The sequence below is a fragment of the Mangrovactinospora gilvigrisea genome (assembly GCF_001879105.1).
In the GTDB taxonomy this organism is placed as follows: domain Bacteria; phylum Actinomycetota; class Actinomycetes; order Streptomycetales; family Streptomycetaceae; genus Mangrovactinospora; species Mangrovactinospora gilvigrisea.
On the sequence record NZ_MLCF01000009.1, the window covers coordinates 26135 to 46780 of the forward strand.

General features: G+C 75.3%; 14 protein-coding genes. 5 read left to right on the top strand and 9 right to left on the bottom strand.

The features are described 5' to 3' along the window. Positions 1-54 precede the first annotated feature (54 nt). Both abc-f and BIV57_RS03080 read right to left on the bottom strand, forming a co-directional pair. A complete protein-coding gene (abc-f, locus tag BIV57_RS03075) occupies positions 55-1653 on the bottom strand; it encodes a ribosomal protection-like ABC-F family protein (protein ID WP_071655052.1) in 1599 nt (532 codons plus the stop codon). 202 nt (positions 1654-1855) lie between these two features. Further along, positions 1856-2446, bottom strand: coding sequence for a TetR/AcrR family transcriptional regulator (locus BIV57_RS03080; protein ID WP_071655053.1), 591 nt, complete (start codon positions 2444-2446; stop codon positions 1856-1858). 67 nt (positions 2447-2513) lie between these two features. On the opposite strand from BIV57_RS03080, the gene BIV57_RS03085 reads away from it, so the two are divergent. Together BIV57_RS03085 and BIV57_RS03090 are read left to right on the top strand one after the other, a co-directional pair. Continuing rightward, positions 2514-4043: an MFS transporter gene (locus BIV57_RS03085; protein WP_071655054.1), complete on the top strand. Its 1530-nt coding sequence runs from the start codon at positions 2514-2516 to the stop codon at positions 4041-4043. Positions 4044-4148: 105 nt separating this feature from the next. After that, positions 4149-4481, top strand: a complete 333-nt coding sequence (locus BIV57_RS03090) for a YnfA family protein (protein ID WP_071655055.1) — start codon at positions 4149-4151, stop codon at positions 4479-4481. 41 nt (positions 4482-4522) lie between these two features. Here BIV57_RS03090 and BIV57_RS03095 read toward each other — a convergent pair whose 3' ends face one another. The 3 genes from BIV57_RS03095 to BIV57_RS26720 form a co-directional block, all read right to left on the bottom strand. Next, positions 4523-8269, bottom strand: coding sequence for an ABC transporter ATP-binding protein (locus BIV57_RS03095; RefSeq protein WP_071655056.1), 3747 nt, complete (start codon positions 8267-8269; stop codon positions 4523-4525). A 346-nt stretch (positions 8270-8615) separates the two neighbouring features. Next, complete coding sequence (locus tag BIV57_RS03100) at positions 8616-8726, bottom strand: adenosylcobinamide-GDP ribazoletransferase (protein ID WP_071655099.1); 111 nt, start codon at positions 8724-8726, stop codon at positions 8616-8618. Positions 8727-8768: 42 nt separating this feature from the next. Beyond that, the gene (locus tag BIV57_RS26720; RefSeq protein ID WP_217651677.1) at positions 8769-10205 is read right to left on the bottom strand and encodes a bifunctional adenosylcobinamide kinase/adenosylcobinamide-phosphate guanylyltransferase; all 1437 of its coding nucleotides are present in this window, start codon (positions 10203-10205) and stop codon (positions 8769-8771) included. A 113-nt stretch (positions 10206-10318) separates the two neighbouring features. Between BIV57_RS26720 and BIV57_RS03115 the strand changes: the two genes are divergently transcribed. Next, on the top strand, positions 10319-11446 hold the full coding sequence (locus BIV57_RS03115) for an alpha/beta hydrolase (RefSeq protein ID WP_071655057.1): 1128 nt from the start codon (positions 10319-10321) through the stop codon (positions 11444-11446). A gap of 91 nt (positions 11447-11537) precedes the next feature. Then, positions 11538-13022: a hypothetical protein gene (locus tag BIV57_RS03120; RefSeq protein WP_245797397.1), complete on the top strand. Its 1485-nt coding sequence runs from the start codon at positions 11538-11540 to the stop codon at positions 13020-13022. A gap of 510 nt (positions 13023-13532) precedes the next feature. Here the strand turns inward: BIV57_RS03120 and BIV57_RS03125 are convergent. From BIV57_RS03125 to BIV57_RS03135, 3 genes are all read right to left on the bottom strand, one after another. Further along, a complete protein-coding gene (locus BIV57_RS03125; RefSeq protein WP_071655058.1) occupies positions 13533-14987 on the bottom strand; it encodes an FGGY-family carbohydrate kinase in 1455 nt (484 codons plus the stop codon). 256 nt (positions 14988-15243) lie between these two features. Further along, on the bottom strand, positions 15244-16332 hold the full coding sequence (locus tag BIV57_RS03130) for an amidohydrolase family protein (protein WP_071655059.1): 1089 nt from the start codon (positions 16330-16332) through the stop codon (positions 15244-15246). Positions 16333-16391: 59 nt separating this feature from the next. Continuing rightward, the gene (locus BIV57_RS03135; protein ID WP_071655060.1) at positions 16392-18080 is read right to left on the bottom strand and encodes an ABC-ATPase domain-containing protein; all 1689 of its coding nucleotides are present in this window, start codon (positions 18078-18080) and stop codon (positions 16392-16394) included. Between the two features lie 82 nt (positions 18081-18162). Here BIV57_RS03135 and BIV57_RS03140 point away from each other — a divergent pair, with 82 nt between their 5' ends. Next, positions 18163-19272: an aminotransferase class V-fold PLP-dependent enzyme gene (locus BIV57_RS03140; RefSeq protein WP_071655061.1), complete on the top strand. Its 1110-nt coding sequence runs from the start codon at positions 18163-18165 to the stop codon at positions 19270-19272. A gap of 270 nt (positions 19273-19542) precedes the next feature. Here the strand turns inward: BIV57_RS03140 and BIV57_RS03145 are convergent, their stop codons facing one another. Then, positions 19543-20640: a Gfo/Idh/MocA family protein gene (locus tag BIV57_RS03145; RefSeq protein WP_071655062.1), complete on the bottom strand. Its 1098-nt coding sequence runs from the start codon at positions 20638-20640 to the stop codon at positions 19543-19545. Positions 20641-20646: the final 6 nt, after the last annotated feature.

The window sequence follows — 20646 nt, forward strand, 5'->3', positions numbered from 1 at the left end:
ACAAGCTAATGCTGTGATCACCATTCGGTGTTCTTGGATGGCAAGGTAGCGGACTCAGGCGAGGGAGACGAGATCCGCGTAGCTCTCGTTCCACAGATCCTCGACCGCGTCGGGGAGGAGAATGACGCGTTCCGGCTGGAGCGCGAAGACCGCGCCCTCGTCGTGGGTCACCAGGACGACGGCCCCGCTGAAGGAGCGCAGCGCCGAGAGGATCTCCTCGCGACTGGCGGGGTCGAGGTTGTTGGTGGGCTCGTCGAGGAGCAGCACATTGGCGCTGGAGACGACCAGAGTGGCCAGCGCGAGACGGGTCTTCTCGCCGCCGGAGAGCACCGAGGCCGGTTTGTCGACATCATCGCCGGAGAAGAGGAAAGATCCGAGGATCTTCCGGATCTCCACCAGATCCATGTCCGGCGCGGCGGTGCGCATGTTCTCCAGAACGGTGCGCTCCGGATCGAGCGTCTCGTGCTCCTGGGCGTAGTAGCCGAGCTTCAGCCCGTGGCCGGGCTCGACCTCGCCGGTGTCCGGCTTCTCGATGCCGGCCAGCAGCCGCAGCAGCGTCGTCTTGCCGGCGCCGTTGAGGCCGAGCACCACCACGCGGGAGCCCTTGTCGATGGCCAGCTCGACATCCGTGAAGATCTCCAGCGAGCCGTAGGACTTGGAGAGCCCGGACGCGGTGAGCGGGGTCTTGCCGCAGGGCGCCGGCTCGGGGAAGCGCAGCTTCGCCACCTTGTCGGCGCGGCGCTGCTCCTCCAGCCCGGAGAGGAGTTTCTCCGCGCGACGCGCCATGTTCTGCGCCGCGACCGTCTTCGTCGCCTTCGCGCGCATCTTGTCGGCCTGGGCCATCAGCGCCCCGGCCTTCTTCTCGGCGTTGGCGCGCTCCCGGCGGCGGCGGCGCTCATCGGCCTCGCGCTGCGCGAGATACTGCTTCCACCCCATGTTGTAGATGTCGATACAGGTGCGATTGGCGTCGAGAAGGAACACCTTGTTGACGCATTCCTCCACGAGGTTGACATCGTGAGAGATCACGATGAATCCGCCCTTGTACGTCTTGAGGAAGTCGCGGAGCCAGACCACCGAGTCGGCGTCGAGGTGGTTGGTGGGCTCGTCGAGCAGCAGGGTGTCGGAGTCGGAGAAGAGAATGCGGGCCAGCTCCACGCGGCGGCGCTGGCCGCCGGAGAGGGTGCCGAGCGGCTGGCCGAGCACCCGGTCGGGCAGGCCGAGGCTGGCGGCGATGGTGGCCGCCTCGGCCTCGGCGGCGTAGCCGCCCTTGGTGAGGAACTCGGTCTCCAGCCGGGAGTAGCGCTTCATCGCCTTCTCCCGCGTCGCCCCCTTGCCGGTGGCGATGCGCTGCTCGTTCTCCTGCATCTGGCGCAGCACGCGGTCCAGCCCGCGGGCGCCGAGGATGCGGTCGCGGGCCAGCTCCTCCAGGTCTCCGGTGCGGGAGTCCTGCGGGAGGTAGCCGATCTGGCCGCTGCGGGTGACGTCGCCCGCGGCGGGCAGGCCCTCGCCGGCGAGGACCTTGGTGAGGGTGGTCTTGCCGGCGCCGTTGCGGCCGACCAGGCCGATGCGGTCGCCCGGACCGACGCGGAAGCTGGCGGACTCGATGAGAATGCGGGCACCGGCGCGCAGCTCGACCTTGCTGGCAGTGATCATCTGTGTTCGTGGTCTCCGGGAATGGACGGCACGCCTGAGGCGCCGTCAGCGGGGGCGGGGGGCGTCAGCGGATGCGCGGGGCCGACGACGGACCCGGCGCGCCCCCGGGCTACGCACAGAGGTGAACTGCCATGTGGGGCAGTCTAGCGGGGCGCGCAACCGGTTTTCGCACCGGCCGCGGGGAGTCGGTGGGCCCGGCCGCTCACTCCAGCGGGGTGTGCTCGCCGCGCCGGTGCTCCGGGGCGGCCGCCGCGACCTGGGCCAGCAGCCGGTCGCGGACCTGGGCGATCAATGCGGGGTCGGGCTGCGGCAGCCCGGCGACGGCGCTGAGGTAGAGGCCGTCGCTGACGAGGCGGATCGTCTCGGCGAGCACCGGGTCGTCCACCTCCTCGCGGATCAGGCTCGTCCACTTGTCGAAGATCTCGCCGAGCCGGGCGGCCGCCCCGGTGCGGGTGCCGTCCGAGGCGCGCAGCACGGCCAGCACGCCCCAGTAGAGCTCGGCCTCCTCGCTGCCGGGCACCGAGGTCTCGAGGTAGAAGCGGACGGCGCCGCCCTCGGCGGAGCGGGCGCGGGCGACCTCGTCCGAGGACTCCTCGGCGAGGCGCTGCACCAGCCCGTCGAGGAGCGCCTCCTTGCTGGGGAAGTGGTAGAGCAGCCCGCCCTTGGAGACGCCGGCCTGCGCGGCCACCGCCTCCAGGGTCACGGCGCTCGGGCCCTTGTCGACGATGATCCGCTGGAGGGCGTGCAGGATCCGCTCCCGGGCACCCGTCTTCGCGGTCTTCGCAGTGGTCACGGTTGCCACTGTACCGTCCGGACGGTTACTGTACCGTCTGGACGGTTTAGTAATCTGCGAGGGACCCATGGCCGGCACCGAACTCCACACGCGCGACGGCGCGACCACCCCCGGCGGGGCGGCGCCCCGGGCCGGGCGCTCCGCCTGGGCGGCGCTGGCCGTGCTGGTGCTCCCGGTGCTGATGATCTCGGTCGACTCCACCGTGCTGGGCTTCGCCGTCCCCTTCATCTCCGAGGATCTCGCGCCCAGCTCGTCGCAGCTGCTGTGGATCATCGACATCTACTCGTTCGTGCTGGCCGGCCTGCTGGTGACGATGGGCACACTCGGCGACCGGATAGGCCGGCGCCGGCTGCTGCTGATCGGCACCGCCGGCTTCGGCCTCGCCTCGGTGCTCGCCGCCTACGCCCACACCCCCGCGGTGCTGATCGGCGCGCGGGCCCTGCTGGGGCTCGCCGGCGCCACCCTGATGCCCTCGACGCTGTCGATCATCCGCAACCTCTTCGCGGACCGGCAGCAGCGCACCCTGGCCATCGCGGTCTGGGGCTCGGCCTTCGCGGGCGGTTCGGCGCTCGGGCCGATCGTCGGCGGCTGGCTGCTGGAGCACTTCTGGTGGGGCTCGATCTTCCTGATCAACCTGCCGGTGACGATCGCGCTGCTGATCGCCGGCCGGCTGCTGCTGCCCGAGTCGCGCGACCCCCGGCCGGGCCGCTACGACCTGCTCAGCGCCGGGCTGTCGCTGGCCGCGATGCTGCCCGCCGTCTACGGCGTCAAGTCGATGGCGGAGAACGGCGTGACGCCGCTCGGCGTCGGCGCGCTGCTGGTCGGCGTGGCGCTGGGCGTGGTCTTCGTCCGGCGGCAGCTGCGGCTGAAGGACCCGATGCTCGACATGGCGCTCTTCCGGAACCGGACGTTCTCGGTGGCGGTGTCGACGAACCTGATGGCGGTCTTCGCGCTCGTCGGGTGCCTGTTCTTCCTGACGCAGTACCTGCAGCTGGTGCAGGGCCGCTCGCCGCTCGCCTCGGGCGTGCTGCTGCTGCCCGGGCTGGCCTGCTCGGTGGTGGCGTCGCTGCTGGTGGTGCGGCTGGTGCGGCGCTTCCCGCTGCCGGTGCTGATCACCTGCGGGCTGCTGGTCGCCGCGGCGGGCTACGCGCTGGTGGTGACGCTGGGCGCGGGGACGCCGGCGGGGGTGATGGTGGCGGCGTTCGCGCTGATCGGCAGCGGCATCGGGATCGCGGAGACGCTCACCAACGACGCGATCCTGGCGGCGGTGCCGCCGGAGCGGGCGGGGGCGGCGTCGGCGATCTCGGAGACGGCGTACGAGCTGGGGGCGGCGCTGGGCACGGCGCTGCTGGGCAGTGTGGTGATGGCCGTCTACCGCGGTCGCCTCGCGGCGGACGTGCCGGAGTCGGCGCGCGAGACGCTGGGCGGCGCGGTGGACGCGGCGCGGCACCTGGGCGGTTCGGCGGGCGGGGCGGTGCTGTCGTCGGCGCGGGAGGCGTTCGCGTCGGGGATGCACGTCGCGGCGCTCGTCGGCGTGGTGGTCGTCGTCGCGGCGGCGGTGATGGCGGGGGTGCTGCTGCGGAAGCAGTCCCGCTGAGCGCGCGGGGCACTGTCCGCCGCCCCTACGCCCGGGCGCTTCGCGCCCGCTGGGCGGGTGGGGCGCCGGGGCAAAGGGGCGGCGAACCTGCGGCAGGATGATCGCGTGACCGTAGCTCGATCCATCCTGTTGTTCGTCCTCGCGGCCCTCGCGGAGATCGGCGGATGCTGGCTCGTCTGGCAGTTCGCCCGAGAACACCGCGCGTGGTGGTTCGCCCTGCTCGGCGTCGTCGCCCTCGGCGGCTACGGCTTCGTCGCCGCCCTCCAGCCCTCCGCCGAGTTCGGCCGCGTCCTCGCCGCCTACGGCGGCGTCTTCGTGGCGGGCTCGCTCGCCTGGGGCGTCGTGGTGGACGGCTTCCGCCCCACCGTCTGGGACATGGCAGGGGCGGCGGTCTGCCTCGCCGGAGTCGCGCTCATCATGTACGCGCCCCGCGGCTAGGCGTCCCGCCGCCCCTTCGGCCCCTTGGGATCAGCCGGCCGTCAGGCCGCCCGCTCCTTCACCTTGTCCTCGACCACTTCGCCCTGGTGCACCCGGACGACGCGGTCCACCCAGGCCAGCGCCTGCGGACGGTGCGTCACCACCAGCGTGGTGCGCCCCGCCGAGACGGCCCGCATGGCGCGGTTGACGCGCCGCTCGCCGGCCAGGTCCAGGTTGGACGTCGCCTCGTCGAGCACCAGGATCCCCGGGTCGACGAGGAGCGCCCGCGCCAGGCACAGCAGTTGGCGCTGGCCCGCCGAGAGCGAGCCGCCGCCCGTCCCGAGGATGTGGCGGTAGCCGCCGGGCAGCTCGCGGATGAAGCCATGGGCCCCGACCGCGACCGCCGCCGCCTCCACCTCCTCGTCGGACGCGTCCGGCCGGCCGTAGGCGATGTTGTCCCGGACCGAGCGCGAGAAGAGCATCGGCTCCTGGGGGACGTACCCCAGCCTCGACCGGTACCCGCGCACGTCCAGTGCGGTCAGCGGCTGGCCGTCCACCAGCACCCGCCCCTCCGTGGGGTCGTAGAAGCGGGTCACCAGCTTGGCGATCGTCGACTTCCCGGCGCCCGTCCGCCCCACGAAGGCCACCCGCTGCCCCGCGGGGACATGCAGGTCGACCGTGCGCAGCGCGTCCGTCTCGGCGCCGTGGTAGCGCAGCCGCACCTGCTCCAGCCGCACATCGCCCTCGATCTCCCCCACCATCCGCGGCCGTTCGGGCTGCGGGGTGGAGCTGACCTGTCCCAGCAGCGAGCGGATCCGGACGAGTCCGGCCCGCGCCTGCTGGTAGACGTCGAACACCTGGGCGAGCTGCTGCACCGGTGCGAACGCCTGCGCGAGGTAGAGCAGGAACGCCAGCAGCGCGCCGGCCTCCAGCGTCCCCCGGCGCATCAGCCACGCCCCGGCCAGCACACCCAGCGCGATCGCGGCCACCGCCAGGAACTCGATGAACCCGCCGTACAGGGTGTTGGCGACCTGCGCGCGCTGCGCGGCGAGCCGCACATCGGCGCACTTCTCGTCGAACTCCGCGGTGTTGCGCTCCTCGCGGCGGAACAGCTGCGAGGTGCGGACCCCGTTGACGCCCTCGTGGAGCGCGGCCGTCATCAGGGAGATCCGCTCGCGGAGCAGCTTGTAGTTGCGGTGCGCCTTGCGCTGGTACCACAGGGTGGCCCCGGCCACCGGCACCACGACGGCCGCCAGCACCAGCGCCAGCCGCGCGTCCAGCAGCACCACCATCACCGTCATGCCGGCGAAGGTGACGCCGCCCACCAGGGCGTTGACGAGACCGGCCTGCAGCAGCTGCGCCACCGTCGAGACGTCCGAGGTGATGCGGCTCATCACCCAGCCCGCCTTGGTGCGGTCGAAGTAGTCGACGCCGAGCCGCTGCAGATGGACGAAGATCCGCATCCGCAGCGCCGCCAGGGCGCGCTCCGCGGTGCGGTTCGTCCACAGCGTCTCCTGCTGCATGTCCCACCACAGGAACACGGTGACTGCCAGCGCCGCCGCCGACACCGCGAGGAGCACCCCGGCGTGGTGCGTGCGCACGCCCGAGTCCACCCCGACCTCGATCAGCTTGGGGCCGACGATGGTGCCGATCGCGTCCAGGACCACGAAGAGCATCCCGATGGCGATCGCGCCCATGTAGGGGCGGAGGAACTCGCCCATCCGGAACGCGCCCTGGGAGAGGTTCTCCCGGTCCAGCTCCTCCTCGACCGCCGGGTCGCGCTGCTCGGCCACCGCCGGGAGCGTCCCCAGCACGGCGGCGATCTCCGGGGACGGCTGGCGCACGGCCGGCGGCCGCTGCCCCAGCGCGGTGGGGTCGGGCTCCGGCCAGGAGTCCTCCTCCCGCCGGTACTCGCCGGACCGGGCCATGTGCAGCACGCCCGGGCCGCGCGCCGCGTCGTCGGAGGACCCGAACCCCTCGAACCCCTCGTCGCTGTCGCCGAACAGGTGCGCGTACAGCGGCGAGGTGCGCAGCAGGTCCTCGTGGGCGCCCTCGGCGACCACCCGGCCCTCGTCGACCACCACGATGCGGTCGGCGGTGCGCAGGGTGGACTCCCGATAGGCGATCAGCAGGACGCTGCGCCCGGCCAGTTGCGGTTCGAGGTTCTCGTGGATGATCCGCTCGACGTGCTCGTCGATGGCCGAGGTGGCGTCGTCCAGCAGCAGCACGTCCGCGTCCACCAGCAGCGCGCGGGCCAGGGTGAGGCGCTGGCGCTGGCCGCCGGACAGGGTCAGGCCCTGCTCGCCGATGACGGTGTCGTAGCCGTCCGGGAGCTCCATGATGAACTCGTGGGCGGCCGCGGCCTTCGCCACCTCCTCGATCTCCTCGCGGGTGGCCTCCGGCCGCCCCCAGGCGATGTTGGCGGCGACGCTGTCGGAGAACAGGAAGCGGTCCTCCGAGACCACCGCGATGCGGCGGCGCAGTTCGTGCAGCGGCAGCTCGCGGATGTCGGCGCCGTCGAGGGTGATCGACCCCTCGTCGACGTCCCACACCCGCGGTGCGAGGTTGAGCGCGGTGGACTTGCCGGCGCCGGAGCGGCCGACCAGGGCGACGCGCTCGCCGGGGCGGATGGTCAGGTCGAAGCCGTCCAGCACGGGACGGTCCCGCCCGCCGTCCGGGTGGGCGAAGACCACCTTGCGGAAGGCGAGTTCGCCGCGGGTGCGGGAGCGGTACCCGTCCGGGGTGAGGTCCGGGTCCGGCTCGGTGACGGTGGGACGCAGCCGCAGCAGATCGCCGACCCGGGTGGTGGCGGCGAACGCCTGCGGGGCGCCCGTGAGGATCATGCCGATCATCCGCGAGGTACCTGACAACGATGCCAGGTAGCTGAAGAAGCTCAGCAGGGTGCCGAGGCTCAGCTGGCCGTGCATCGCCAGCCAGCCGCCGACCAGCAGCACCGCGGCCTGCCCGGCCAGCGGCACGGTCTGCAGCCAGGCCAGGAACGGGGCGCGGAGCCGGACGGCGCGCACCCGGGCGCCGAAGAGCACGGCGATCAGGTGCCGGACGCGGCCGGTCTCGGCCGACTCCTGGCCGAAGCTGCGCACCACGCGGATGCCGGTGACGGCCTCCTCCACGGCGGAGGTCATGTCGGCCTCGCGCTGCTGGCTGTCCCAGCCGGAGGCGTGCAGCTTGCGGCCGGTGCGCCGGACGACGAGGACGACGACCGCCATCACCGCGGCGACCACCGCCGACATCAGCGGTGAGAGCACCAGCATGACGGCGAGGCAGGCGCCCACGTAGACGACGCCGTGCACCACCAGCGGGGCCCACGAGGTGAGCTGCTGGACCAGCTGGACGTCGGTGTTGAGGCGGGCCACCACCTCACCGCTGCGGACCTCCGCGTGGCCGCGGGCGTCCAGGCGCTGGAGCCGGCGGTAGACGTCGGTGCGCATGTCCTGCTGCACCAGGAACGAGACCTTGGCGCCGAGGTAGCGCCATCCGGCGCCGCCGGCCCAGCGGACGGCGCCCACGCCGAGCAGCGCCAGCACCATGGGCACCAGCGGCAGCTTGTGGCCGATGACGGAGTCGTCGACGACGAGCTTCTGCAGGATGGGGACGACGACGAGTGCGGCGGTCCAGATCAGGACCAGGACGATCGACCAGGACAGCGCCCGCCGGTGCGGCCGGACTGCGCGGAGCAGCAGCTTGATCGCGGAGCCTGCCTGCGGCGCGGACGCTTCATCGGGGAAGTCGACGCTGACTTCCGGGTTGGTCGGATGATTCGTCGATTGTTGCGGGATGCTGCCGGCCATCGGGGCCGGCTCAGGTTTGTGACGCTTAGTTCGCTTACGCACGAGACCCCCAGAGAACGCCATAAGGCGTTTCGGGAGCTTAGTCGCCCCCGAGATCGATGCCGGGTGCTTTTCACATCGTGAGACGGGGCACGGGGGCACGCCGGGGGCGCACACGACGTCCCAGCTCGCCAGCCCGGGAAACGGTTAACGACCGGTCAGACTGTCCGGTTATCGGTATTTTTGACACCCCGCCAATGTGGCCGAGACGCGCCCTTGCCTTCGCGGCGGGCGGCCCCCTCGCTCGCGAAGCGAGCGGGTGGGGTGCCGGGGTCGAGGGGCGGCAGCGGCGACCGCCGGCGGCCGGTCAGCCGCCGAGCGCCCAGACCACGAGCGAGGCGGTCGCGCCCGCCTCGACGACGCCGCCGAGCACGTCGCCGGTGATCCCGCCGAACCGCCGTACGGTGTGCCGCAGCAGCGCCGGGGTCGAGGGGCGGCAGCGGCGACCGCCGGCGGCCGGTCAGCCGCCGAGCGCCCAGACCACGAGCGAGGCCGTCGCGCCCGCCTCGACGACGCCGCCGAGCACGTCGCCGGTGATCCCGCCGAAGCGCCGCACGGTGTGCCGCAGCAGCGCCGCCCCCGCGAGGGCCGCCGCGGCGGTGGCACCCGCGCCGCGGACCGCACCGAGAACACCGTCATCTGCATAACCCAGCGCGGCCCCAGCAATTCCCACCAGCGCCACCGCGGCGGCGGCGACGCCCCGCGGGACGGTCCCCGCGACCGTCGCGCCGAGCCCGCCGGGACGGGCCGCGGGGACCGCCGGACCGCAGGCGAGCAGCATCACGGCACGCGCGGCCGCCGCGGAGGCGACCAGCGCGGCCGCGCCGCGCAGCCAGCCGCCGTCCGCGAACGCGCGGTCCAGCGCGGCGACTTGGCCGAGCAGCACCAGCAGGAGCGTCACCACGCCGAAGGGTCCGATGTCCGAGGCCTTCATGATGCGCAGGGCCGCGGCAGCGGGCTTGGCGCTGCCGAGGCCGTCGGCGGTGTCGGCGAGGCCGTCGAGGTGGAGTCCGCGGGTGAGGGCGGCGGTGGCGGCGACGCCCGCGACGGCGGCGAGGAGGGGGCCTCCGCCGGCGAGCAGCAGGAGCACGGCGGGGACCGCGGCCAGCACGCCGAGGAGGGCGCCGACCGCGGGGGCCCATGGCATGCCCCTGCGGGCGGCGGCGCGGTCCCAGCGGGTGGCGTCGGCGGGGAGGACGCTGAGGGCGCCGACCGCGAACCGCGCGCCGTCCGCGGCGGTCGCCGTCGCCGCCCCTCCTCCCCCGGACTCCGTCCGGGGCGGCGTCGGTGAGGGGTGGGTCGGTGGCCGGCGGGTCGCCGCCGGGAGGGGGAGGGGGCGGCCGGCCACCACGAGGAGGACCTCGTCGGACGCCGCCGCGAGCGCGGCGTTGACGCGGCCGAGCTCGTCGCGGAAGCGGCGGCCGGAGGCCGTCGCGGGGACGATGCCGCCGCCCACCTCGTCGCTGACCGCGACGGCCGTCCGCCGCGTCGACCCCCACGCCTCCGCCAGCGCGGCGACCCGCCGCCGCAGCGCCGCCTCCGCGCCGTCCGCCCACACCGCGTCGTCCCACGCGCCCAGCTCGTCCATCACCCCTGTCAGCCAGGTGGTGACGCTGTCCACCAGCAGCGGCTCCGTGTCGTCCGCCCGCAGCAGCGCCTCCAGGTCGAGCGTCTCCGCCGTCCCCCAGCCCGCCGGCCGGCGCTCGCGGTGCCGGGCGATCCGCGCCGCCCACTCCGCGTCCCCGCCGGCCTCGCCGCCCGTCGCCACGTAGAGCACGTCCGGACGGTCCGCCAGCAGCGCCTCCGCCGTCTCGGACTTGCCCGAGCGGGCTCCGCCCAGCACCAGGGTGCGGCGCCGCCGCGCCGCCTCGCGTCCGTCCGCCCGTTCCTCCGCCACCGGGCCATTCTGCGGTCCGGCCGCCGCCCGCTCCCAATCGGGTGACGGCAGGTCACCCGAACCCCCTACCGAAACCGCATCGAATCCCCATAACCGGGAAGAATTGTCACATTATGCGATGGGGAACCCACGCGGTCGCCAGGACCGCCGCGCTGGCCGGCGCGATCACCGGCGCCGGCGCCGCCCTCCTGCTGGCCGGGCGCCGCGTCTCGGACCTCGCCGTCCGCATCCCGGGCAGCGGCGGACCCGCCCTCACCGTCGAGGACGCCGGCCCCGGCAGCATCACCCTCTCCGGCGCCGCCGCCGACGCCCCCGGCGACTACGCGCTGCGGTGGGGGCGCGACGGCCGCGCGCTCGTCGGCCCGCCCACCGACATCCTGGAGGACGGCGCCGCCGTCCGGCCGGTCCGCTCGGTCGAGGGCGACGACCCGCTGCGCCCCGGGCTCCCCGTCCGCCTCTCCGTCGAGCTGCACACCGGCGACCCGCGCTCCGCCCTCGACCTGCTGCACCGGGACATCACCGTCACCGGCGAGACCGGGCCGCTGCCCGCCTGGCACGTCCTGGGCACCCGCACCACCTGGGTGATCCTCGCCCACGGCCTGGGCACCACCCGCGCCCTCGCCCTCAACGTGCTGCGCCAGATCGCCGCGTTCGAGGTGCCCGCGCTGGTCGTCAGCAAGCGCGGCGACCCCGGCGCCCCGCCCTCCCCCGACGGCCTCGACCACCTGGGCGCCACCGAGTGGCGCGACCTCGCCGCCGCGGTGCGCGCCGCCCGCGCCCGGGGCGCCCGCCGGGTGATCCTCTACGGCTGGTCGACCGGCGCCACCATGGCGCTGCGCGCCTCCGCCGACCCCGAGGTGCGGGCCGTCCTCGCCGGGCTGGTGCTGGACGCCCCGATCCTCGACTGGCGCACCGTGCTGCGCGGCCGGGCCGACCGCCGCGGGGTGCCCCGGCTGCTCACCAAGCTCGGCGAGTGGAGCGCCGAGGGCCGCGCCGGGCTGCCCGCCGGGCCGTCACCCTCGACCGCGCCCGCCAAGGCCGAGCTCACCGTCCCCACGCTGCTCGTGCAGGGCTCGGCCGACGCCCTCACCGGCCCGCTGGCCACCGCCGAGCTCGCCGCCCGCTTCCCGTCCCTCGCCACCTACCTCCCGGTGGCCGGCGGAATCCACGAGGGCGCCTGGAACGCGGCCCCCGAGCGCTACGAGGAAACCCTCCGGCGGTTCCTCACCCCGCTGGTCTGAATCGACCGGACGCGGCCCCTCCGGGCAATCCCGACAGCCCGTCAACAGGCCGATGTGACAACAACGCCCCGTGGCGGGAAGACTAGCGAGCGTGACCTCCGGGAATCTGCGGGACATCACCTCGCGTCTGGACGCGCGCCGCGCCGCGCCGCCGCCGGACGACACCGCCCACGCCCCCATCGACGCCGCGGCAGCCGCCCGCGGCGCCGAGCACGGCACCGCGGCCGTCACCCGGCTCCCCCGGCCCACACCCCCCGCCGCTCCCCTCCCGGTGCAGCGCCGCCGTCCGGCGCCGCGCCCCGAGCGGCGCCGCGGCCCGGCCGGAGCCCGCGCCGGCGGCACCGCCGCGCTCGCCGCCCTCGCCCGCGAACTGCTCGCCGACGCCGTGCTGGTGGCCGGCTGGGCGGGCGCCGACCGGCGGGTCGGCGCGGACGGACGTCTGGAACCCGAATGCCTGCGCGAGGCCGCCCGCGCCCTGGAGCAGCCGCCGGAGCGGGTCGCCGCGTCCTGGCGCCGGGCGCTGCTCGCCGGGCTGGTGGAGATCCGCGAGTCCGGCGAGGACTCGGCTCGGGAGGCCTCCCCCGGCTGGCGCCACCACGCCTGGCCGCGGGACGACGGCGCGGTGCTGCGCGGCTGGCGGGCGCTCTTCGACGCCTGGGCGCGGCTGGTGCCGCAGCCGGCCGTCCCGAAGGACCTGCTGGCCGCGGTCGCCGAGCACTCAGCCCAGGTGCTGTCGGTGATGCACCTCGCCGAGGACCCGGTGCCGCTGGAGGTGCTGCGCCGGCTGCTGATCGACGAGGAGGAGGCGGCGTTCCTCTACGGCAACTCCACCGCGCACCGGATCACCGGCCACGACGAGCTGTCGGTGGCGCTGGACTGGATGCTGGACGGCATGAGCGCCGCCCACGCGGTGCGCCGGGAGGCCGACTCGGCGACGCTCAGCCCGCTGGGCAACTGGGTGGTGCGGGACCGGATCGACGAGATCTGCGCGGTCTCGCAGAGCCCCGGCGGCCACACCGAGCTGGCCGCGGACGGCCTGCTGCGGGCCTGCGCCGGCTATGCGCCGGGCGCCGCCCGCGCGGAGTACCGGGCGTGGTCGGGGGCCCGTCCGACGGACCGGGCGGTGGCCGAGCTCCTCGACGTCGCCTGCGGGGAGGACCCGCTGCTGCGCGGCATGGCCTTCGAGGCGCTGCGCGTCATCGGCACCCCGGCGGAGCAGGCCGTCCGGGAGGCGGCCGGCGTTCCGGTGCTGCGGCCGTACGCGCTGCTGTGGCTCGCCGAGCGGAGTACCGGCGGGGACGGCGAGGGCGCGGACGCGCTGAGCCCGGCGGAGACGACCTGGTTGTGGGTGGACACCGCGGCGGCCGTCGTCGACCACGGCGGCGAGGAGCTGCTGGTGCAGCACGTCGAGACGGGCATGCCGGGCGGCCCCGAGCAGCTGCTGGTGGAGCTGCGGAGGGTGGAGCACCCGCGGCTGGCGGACGTCCTGATGGCCGCGGCGTCGGCGCATCCCGACCCCCGCCTGGCGCGGGCGCTGCGGCGCGCGGCGCTGACGGTTCACGACGGCGGTGCGTAGGGCCGGTTCCCGGCCCGCGGCATCGTCGCGCTCACTCGCGCAGTTCCCCTCGCCGATCGCCGCACGCACGACCGCTACCGCGCGCCCCGTCAGAGGCGTACCGCCGCACGATGCGGTGATGGTCGGCACGTCGCGACATCGTCGCGCTCACTCGCGCAGTTCCCCGCGCCCCTCGCCGACCGGCGCACGCACGGCCGCTACCGCGCCCCCGTCAGGTGCGTAGCGCCGCACGGTGCGGTGATGGTCGGCGTGTCACGGCATCGTCGCGCTCACTCGCGCAGTTCCCCCCTGATCCGCGCACGCACGGCCGCCACCTCGCGCCCCGAGGTGATGGTCGGAACGTCGCGGCATCGTCGCGCTCACTCGCGCAGTTCCCCGCGCCCCTGATCGGCGCACGCACGACCGCTACCTCACGCCCTGAGGTGATGGCCGGCGCGTCACGGCATCGTCGTGCTCACTCGCGCAGTTCCCCCCTGATCCGCGCACGCGAGGCTGTTGGCCCGCGGCGGGTCAGCTCGCGTACGGGACCGCGGCGAGGAACTGCTCGTAGCCGTCGGCGTAGCGGTGGCGGTTCTCGCGCCGCGGTTCGTACCTGACGGCGTCCGCGTCCCACTGGGACGCGTCCGCGGGGGTGCCCATCGCCGACAGGGCGACGGCGACCGCGCCGCGTGCGCCGATCTCCTCCTCGGACGGGACCGTCACCGGGCGCTCCAGGATGTCCGCGAAGAGCTGGACCAGCTCGCGCGAGCGCGTCCCTCCCCCGCACGCCGCCAGCGCGCCGTCCGGGCCGAGGCCGGCCGCCGTCAGGCAGTGGCGGGCCGCGTAGCCGGTCGCCTCGCAGAGGCCGCGCGCCAGGTCGGCGCGGTCCGCGGCGAGGGTGAGGCCGTCGAAGGCGCCGCGGGCGGCCGGGTTGACGAACGGTGCCCGCTCCCCCGCCGGCGAGAAGTACGGACGGGCCGTCACCCCCCGTGCGCCGGGCGGGGACGCGGTGAGCAGCTCGTCCAGCTCGCCGCCGTCCAGGTCGATGCCGAGCAGGCCGGCGAGCCAGTCGAAGGCGGCCGTCCCGACCATCGCGGGCATGGCCCGCAGCCAGCGGTCCGGCTCGGGCATGCAGAGCCACATGCCGGCCGGTTCGGCGGCCGGGTCGAGGTCGACGCGGTCGGTGAGGACCTGGGAGGCGAGGGTGGTGCCGACGATCAGCAGGCCGTCGCCGGTGCGGCGCACCCCGGCGCCGATCGCGGAGGCGGGCAGGTCGAACGGCCCGGCGGTGACGGGGAGTCCGACGGGCAGGCCGAGGAGTTCGGCGCCGTCCTTGCCGAGCCGGTGGACGGTGCCGGGCTCGGCGGGCGGCGGCAGCAGCGGCGCGCAGTCCTCGACGCCGCAGGCGGCCATGGCGTCGAGGTCGTAGCGGCGGGTGCGCGGGTCGAGGAACGGCAGCGACGCGTCGGAGGCGTCGACGGTGATCTCGCCGGTGAGGCGCTGCAGCACGGCGTCGACGCAGTAGCCGGCGACGGAGGCGCGGGCGAGGGCGTCGGGCTCGTGCTCGCGGAGGTGGGCGAGGAGGGGGGCGTGGCAGCCGGGGAAGAGGCCGGAGCCGGTGCGGTCGAAGACGGCGCGCAGCACGCCGTCCTCCCACCACCGCTGGACGAGGGCGGCGGCGCGGCCGTCCATCCAGGAGATCGGGGGGCGGACGGCGCGGCCGGTGTCGTCGCGGAGCCAGAGGCCGTCGCCCTGGCCGGTGATGGCGAGGGCCTCGACGGGATCGTCGGGCGGGGCGGCGGCGGAGACCTCGCGCACCACCTGCGCGACGGTGTCGAGCACCTCTTCGAGGTCCTGCTCGACGTGGCCGCCGGGCAGCTTGGAGAGGCGGCTGGTGCGGCGGACGGGGGGCGCGAGCGCCCGGGCACGGCGGTCGAAGGCGACGGCCTTCGTGAGGGACGTGCCGACGTCGAGTCCGATCAACATGGGCGCCTCCGGCGCCGAGTGTGCCACGCGGTCGCGCCCGTGTGAACGCTTTCGGCTGGCGCGGCGTCAGGTTCGCCGCCCCCGGCCACCGAACGGCCCGGTATCCCACCCGCCCGGCTCCGCCGGGCGCGCGGCGCCGGGCGAAGCCGCAGCGCTCCGCGCGCGGGCCCGGCGGCCACCGACGAAACTCGCACTGCGCCCACCCCGGGTCGGGTGCCGGGCAGAAGGGCGGCGGACCCGGCGCCGCGACGGACCGTCAGGCGTAGACGCGGCCGCGCAGCACGACCGCCGAGGGCGCGCCCAGCACCCGCACGTCCTTGCGGGGGTCCCCGTCGACGACGAGGAAGTCCGCCGACGCCCCCTCCTCGATGCCGGGCCGCCCCAACCAGGCCCGCGCGCGCCACGACGCGGCCCCCACCGCCTCCACCGCCGGCAGCCCCGCCCGCTCCAGCTCCACGACCTCCCGGGCCACCTGCCCGTGCCCCAGCCCGCCCCCCGCGTCCGTCCCCGCGAACACCGGCAGCCCCGCCTCATGCGCCGCGGCGACCGTCGCGTAGCGGCGCCGGTGAAGGTCCCTCATGTGCCCGGCGTAGGCGGGGAACTTCGCCTCCGCCTGCGCCGCGATCCCCGGGAAGGTGTCGATGTTGATCAGCGTCGGCACGATCGCGACGCCCCGCTCCGCGAACAGCGGGATCGTCTCCTCCGTGAGGCCCGTCGCGTGCTCGACGCAGTCGATGCCCGCCTCGACCAGCGGTGCCAGCGACGCCTCCGCGAAGCAGTGCGCGGTGACCCGCGCGCCCTCCTCGTGCGCCGCCGCGATCGCCTCGTCCAGCGCCCAGCGGGGCCAGCACTCGGCGAGGTCGCCGCTCTCCCGGTCGATCCAGTCGCCGACGAGCTTGACCCAGCCGTCGCCGCGCCGCGCCTCCCGCCGCACGTACGCGGCCAGGTCCCCCGGCTCGATCTCGTGCGCGTAGTTGCGGATGTAGCGGCGGGTGCGGGCGATGTGGCGGCCGGCGCGGACGATCCGCGGCAGGTCCTCGCGGTCGTCCACCCAGCGGGTGTCCGCCGCCGAGCCGGCGTCCCGCACCAGCAGCGTGCCGGCGGCCCGCTCCCGCAGCGCCTGGGCCTCGGTCGTCGCCTCGTCGACCGCGCCGTGCGCGTCGAGGCCGATGTGGCAGTGCGCGTCGACGAGCCCGGGCAGCACCCACCCGTCCAGGACGGCGTCCGGCTCGCCCGTCGGCCGCTCGAACGTCACCTTCCCGTCGACGACCCACAGCTCGTCGCGGACGTCCTCCGGCCCGACCAGGATCCTGCCCCGCACCCGCAGCACTCGATGCTCACCCATGGCCGCACCTTAACGACCGTTCACGCCTCCGTGTCACGCACCCGGGTCACGCGCCCGGGTCACGCGCCCGCGTCGCGCAGCCCGCTGACGCGCAGCGACCGCAGCCGGTTGAGCGCCGCCGCCACCTCGTGGCGGCGCGGCACCGCGAAGTCCTCGTCCCGCACCCGCAGCAGCCCGGCCGCGCCCGCCGCCAGGTCGCGGTCGAGCAGGTCGAGCGCCGCGGCCAGCGTCCGGCGGCCGTCGAGGTGGCCGCGCCGCACCGCGAGTTCCAGCGCGAGGCCGATGCCGACCGCCTGCCCCGGATCGGTGATCTGCTCCACCGAGCGCAGGTCGATGTCCTGCTCGCCGAAGGTGAGGCCGTCGGTGCCGTGCGGGCGGATCCGGGAGCGGCCCTTGCGCCCCGCGGAGTCCACCGACGCCGGGTCGACGACGCGGTGCCGGACGGGCGGGAACGCGTCCGCCTCGGCGGTGCGGCCGGTGGGCGTCTCGGCGAGGGCGCGGGCCCGGGCGGTGACGTCCTCCGGGTGGTAGGCGTCCATCATCACCACCCGGTCGGCGACGTCGATGTAATCGCCGGAACCGCCCATGACCAGCACCGTCGAGACGCCGCGGTCGCGGTGCAGGGAGCGCACCAGGTCGACGAAGGGGGTGAGCGGCTCGCGGTCCTTGGCGACCAGGGCCTGCATCCGGGCGTCGCGGATCATCAGGTTGGTGGCGGCGGTGTCCTCGTCGATGAGCAGCACCCGGGCCCCCGCCTCGACGGCCTCGACCAGCGAGGCGGCCTGGGAGGTGGAGCCGGAGGCGTTCTCGGTGGAGAAGTCGGCGGTGTCGCCGCCGGAGGGCAGGTGGTCGACGAAGGCGTGCACGTCGCTGCGCTGCACCCGGCGCCCGTCCTCGGCGCGGATCTTGACGGTGTCGGCGCGGGCGGCGGCCAGTTCGCGGCCGTCGCCGGGGACGTGGTCCCAGACGCCGGCCTCCAGGGCGCGCAGCAGCGTCGACTTGCCGTGGAAGCCGCCGCCGACGATCAGGGTGACGCCCTCGGGGATGCCCATCCCCGACACCCGCCCGGCGTGCGGGAGTTCGATCTCGGTGCGCAGCTCGGGCGGCGCGGTGAAGGGCACCGCCCGGCCGCCGCCCAGCGGCCGGTCGTCGACGCCGCTGGCGCGGGGCAGGATCGCGCCCTCGGCGACGAAGGCGACGAGGCCGAGGCCGGGCAGGGCGCGGCGCAGCGCGTCGGTGTCCTCCACGGTGTCGACGAACCGCTGGACGTCCTTGGCGTCCAGGGCGTCGTGGTAGAGGGCGCGGTCGACGGCGTCGGGGAGGGCGCGGCAGAGCGCGCGCTCGGCGGCGCGGCCGTCGATCCGCCGTCCCCGGCCGGGGAGTTCGGCTCCGAGCCGGAGGGTGACGGAGCCGTCGGCGCCGACCTGGCAGGAGGCGCGGTCCAGCACCTGCTGGCCGCCGGCGTCCACCCGGAAGGGCGCGCGCAGTTCGGCGCGGGCGCGGCGGGCGAGGTAGGAGGCGAGGGCGCGGCGGCGGACGGGGGTCTCGGTCAGCGCGGCGGGGAAGCCGGCCTCCTCGCCGCCGAGGTGGACGGCGATCCGGCTGGGCGGGGCGAAGGGGTCGGACTGGGCGCGGACCACCTCCAGGACGCCGCCGCCGTCGAGCCGCCACTCGCCGGCGAGGGACTTGTAGCGGCCGTAGGAGGCGCCGTCCATCCGCAGCAGTTCTCCGGACAGCCCGTCACGCATCTGCGCCCCTCACCTCGTTGTTCCCGCTCCTGGTACCGATGGCCATCGTAGGGGCCGGGGGGCGGCGACTACCCTCGTGGACATGACGATCACTCCTGGGGCCGAGGACCGCTCGGCGCATCCCCTGCTGGACCACGAGCCGCTGACGACGGCGCGTTTCGCCGCGCTGGAGCGTCGGGTGGCGGGGCTGATGGGCACGGCCCACGACGTGGCGCTGATGCAGGCGGAGGCGCTGCTGCCGCTGGAGGCGGCGATCCGCGGGGCGGTGCATCCCGGGTCGGTGGCGCTGAACATCGTCACCGGGCCCTACGGGCAGACCTTCGGGCGGTGGATGCGGTCCTGCGGGGCGCAGGTGGTCGACCTGGAGGTGCCGTACGAGCGGGCGGTCTCCAGCAGCGAGGTGGAGGTCGCGCTGGAGGCCCATCCGGACGTGGACTTCGTCAGCCTGGTGCACGCGGAGGCGGCGACCGGCAACACCAACCCGGTGGGCGCGGTCGCGGAGGCGGTGCGGGCGCACGGCGCGCTCTTCTATCTGGACGCGGTGGCCTCGGTGGGCGCGGAGCCGGTGCTGGTCGACGAGTGGGGCGTGGACCTGTGCGTGATCGGCCCGCAGAAGGCGCTGGGCGGGCCGTCGGGGGTCTCGGCGGTGTCGGTGAGCGAGGCGGCCTGGCAGCGCATGGCCGACAATCCGGCGGCGCCGCGGGGCTCGTTCCTCTCCCTGCTGGACTGGAAGGAGCGCTGGTTCGACGGGGGGCGCTCGGCGTTCCTGGCGGCGCCGAGCGCGCTGGAGACGCTGGGGCTGGAGGCGGCGCTGGACCGCATCGCGGCGGGCGGCGGGGTGGACGCGCTGATGGCGCGTCACCGCGCGGCGGCCGCGGCGACGCGCGCGGGGGCGCGGGCGCTGGGGGTGACGCCGTACGTGGTCCGCGACCAGGACGCGGCGCCGGTCGCCACGACCCTGCGGACGCCGGACGGCACCGACGCCCGCGAGGTCGTCGCTGCCGCGACGTCGGCGTTCCCGGGGCTCCCTCTCACGGCGATGGGCGCCCCCTCCCTGCGCCTCAACCACTACGGCCCCCACGCGACGCTCCCGCTGGTCGCCACCGCCCTCAAGTCCCTCGCCGCCGCGCTCGCCACGGACCCCTCCGCCTCCCTCACCGCCGCCGAATCCGCCTGGCACAAGTCCGAGTAGCACCCGAAACCCCCGCCCCCACCAACGCCCCGCAGAGCGGGGCGGGTGGGGTGGCGGGACAGAGGGACCGACGGGCCGTCAGCCGGACACCCCGGGCGGGCCTCAGGCCGAGCGCTCCACGCCGGCCCGTCGGGCACCGGCGGCGTCCGCACCGGGCCGGTCCCGGGTGGGGTGCCGGGGCGGAGGGGCGGCAACACGGCACCGCGCCGGCCCGTCAGCCGACGACGGCGCCCGCACCGCGCCGGCCGCCCCCAGCGGAGCGGCAGCGCGTCAGCCCGCCGCCGGGGCAGGCCGCTCGGGCGCGCTGGCGATCTTGACCGCGCCCGCCTCCAGCGACGCCCCCTCCATCGCCTCCAGAACCTCGAGCACGTGGTACGCGAACCCCGCCGACGCGCGATGCGGCGTCCCCGACGCCACATGCGACGCCAGGTCGGCCACGCCCGCCCCGCGGAACGGCTGGTCCACCGGCGACACCCGCGCGATCGCCGGCGTCACCTCCGTCCACTCCTCGTCCCCGCGCCGCTTCACCTTCACCGGCGCGTCGAAGACGTTCGGGTCCGGCACCTGCAGCGTGCCCTCGGTCCCGTAGATCTCCATGTGCGGCAGCTCGGTGTCCCACACGTCGAAGCTGTACATGGTGGTGGCCAGCGCCCCCGACGCGAACCGCAGCAGCGACGTCGCGTGCGTCGGCACGTTCACCGGCACGCTCGACACCTTCGCCTCCGGCGACGTCACCGGCAGCTCCGGCTCCGCGATGACCGACGCGCCGGCCACCTCCGCCACCGGCCCGAGCAGGTTGACCAGCGCCGCCACGTGGTACGGCCCCCAGTCGAGGACCGGGCCGCCGCCGGGCTGGAAGAAGAACGCCGGGTCCGGGTGCCAGACCTGCACCCGGCTGGAGCGCACGAAGCTGGTGGCCGCGAACGGCCGCCCGATCAGGCCCTTGTCGATCGCCGCGCGGGCGGTCTGCCCGGCGGAGCCCAGGAAGGTGTCCGGCGCGCCGCCGAGCACCCGGCCCACCTCGTCCGCGGTCGCGATGTTGCGGCGGGCCGCCTCGGCCGTCGCCGCGACCGGCTTCTCGACGTAGACGTGCTTGCCGGCGCGCAGCGCAGCGTCCGTCACCGCGGCGTGCGCGGCGGGCGGGGTGATGTTGACGACGATGTCGATCGACTCGTCGGCGAGCAGCTCGTCGGTGGTGCCCCAGTTGGGGATGGAGTACTGCTCGGCCGCGGCGCGGGCGCGCTCCTGGTCGAGGTCGGCGACGCGCACCACGGGCAGGTGCGGCATGCCCGCCAGGCCGTTGGCGTACGCCTTGAAGATGGATCCGGTGCCGACGATGCCGACATTGAACGTGCGGGTCTCGCCCATGGGTTG

Excerpts from the sequence above, each read along its gene's own strand:
- abc-f (WP_071655052.1), bottom strand. The coding sequence starts at position 1,653 with ATGATCACTGCCAGCAAGGTCGAGCTGCGCGCCGGTGCCCGCATTCTC.
- BIV57_RS03085 (WP_071655054.1), top strand. The coding sequence starts at position 2,514 with ATGGCCGGCACCGAACTCCACACGCGCGACGGCGCGACCACCCCCGGC.
- BIV57_RS03095 (WP_071655056.1), bottom strand. The coding sequence starts at position 8,269 with ATGGCCGGCAGCATCCCGCAACAATCGACGAATCATCCGACCAACCCG.
- BIV57_RS03115 (WP_071655057.1), top strand. The coding sequence starts at position 10,319 with ATGCGATGGGGAACCCACGCGGTCGCCAGGACCGCCGCGCTGGCCGGC.
- BIV57_RS03125 (WP_071655058.1), bottom strand. The coding sequence starts at position 14,987 with ATGTTGATCGGACTCGACGTCGGCACGTCCCTCACGAAGGCCGTCGCC.
- BIV57_RS03130 (WP_071655059.1), bottom strand. The coding sequence starts at position 16,332 with ATGGGTGAGCATCGAGTGCTGCGGGTGCGGGGCAGGATCCTGGTCGGG.
- BIV57_RS03135 (WP_071655060.1), bottom strand. The coding sequence starts at position 18,080 with ATGCGTGACGGGCTGTCCGGAGAACTGCTGCGGATGGACGGCGCCTCC.
- BIV57_RS03140 (WP_071655061.1), top strand. The coding sequence starts at position 18,163 with ATGACGATCACTCCTGGGGCCGAGGACCGCTCGGCGCATCCCCTGCTG.
- BIV57_RS03145 (WP_071655062.1), bottom strand. The coding sequence starts at position 20,640 with ATGGGCGAGACCCGCACGTTCAATGTCGGCATCGTCGGCACCGGATCC.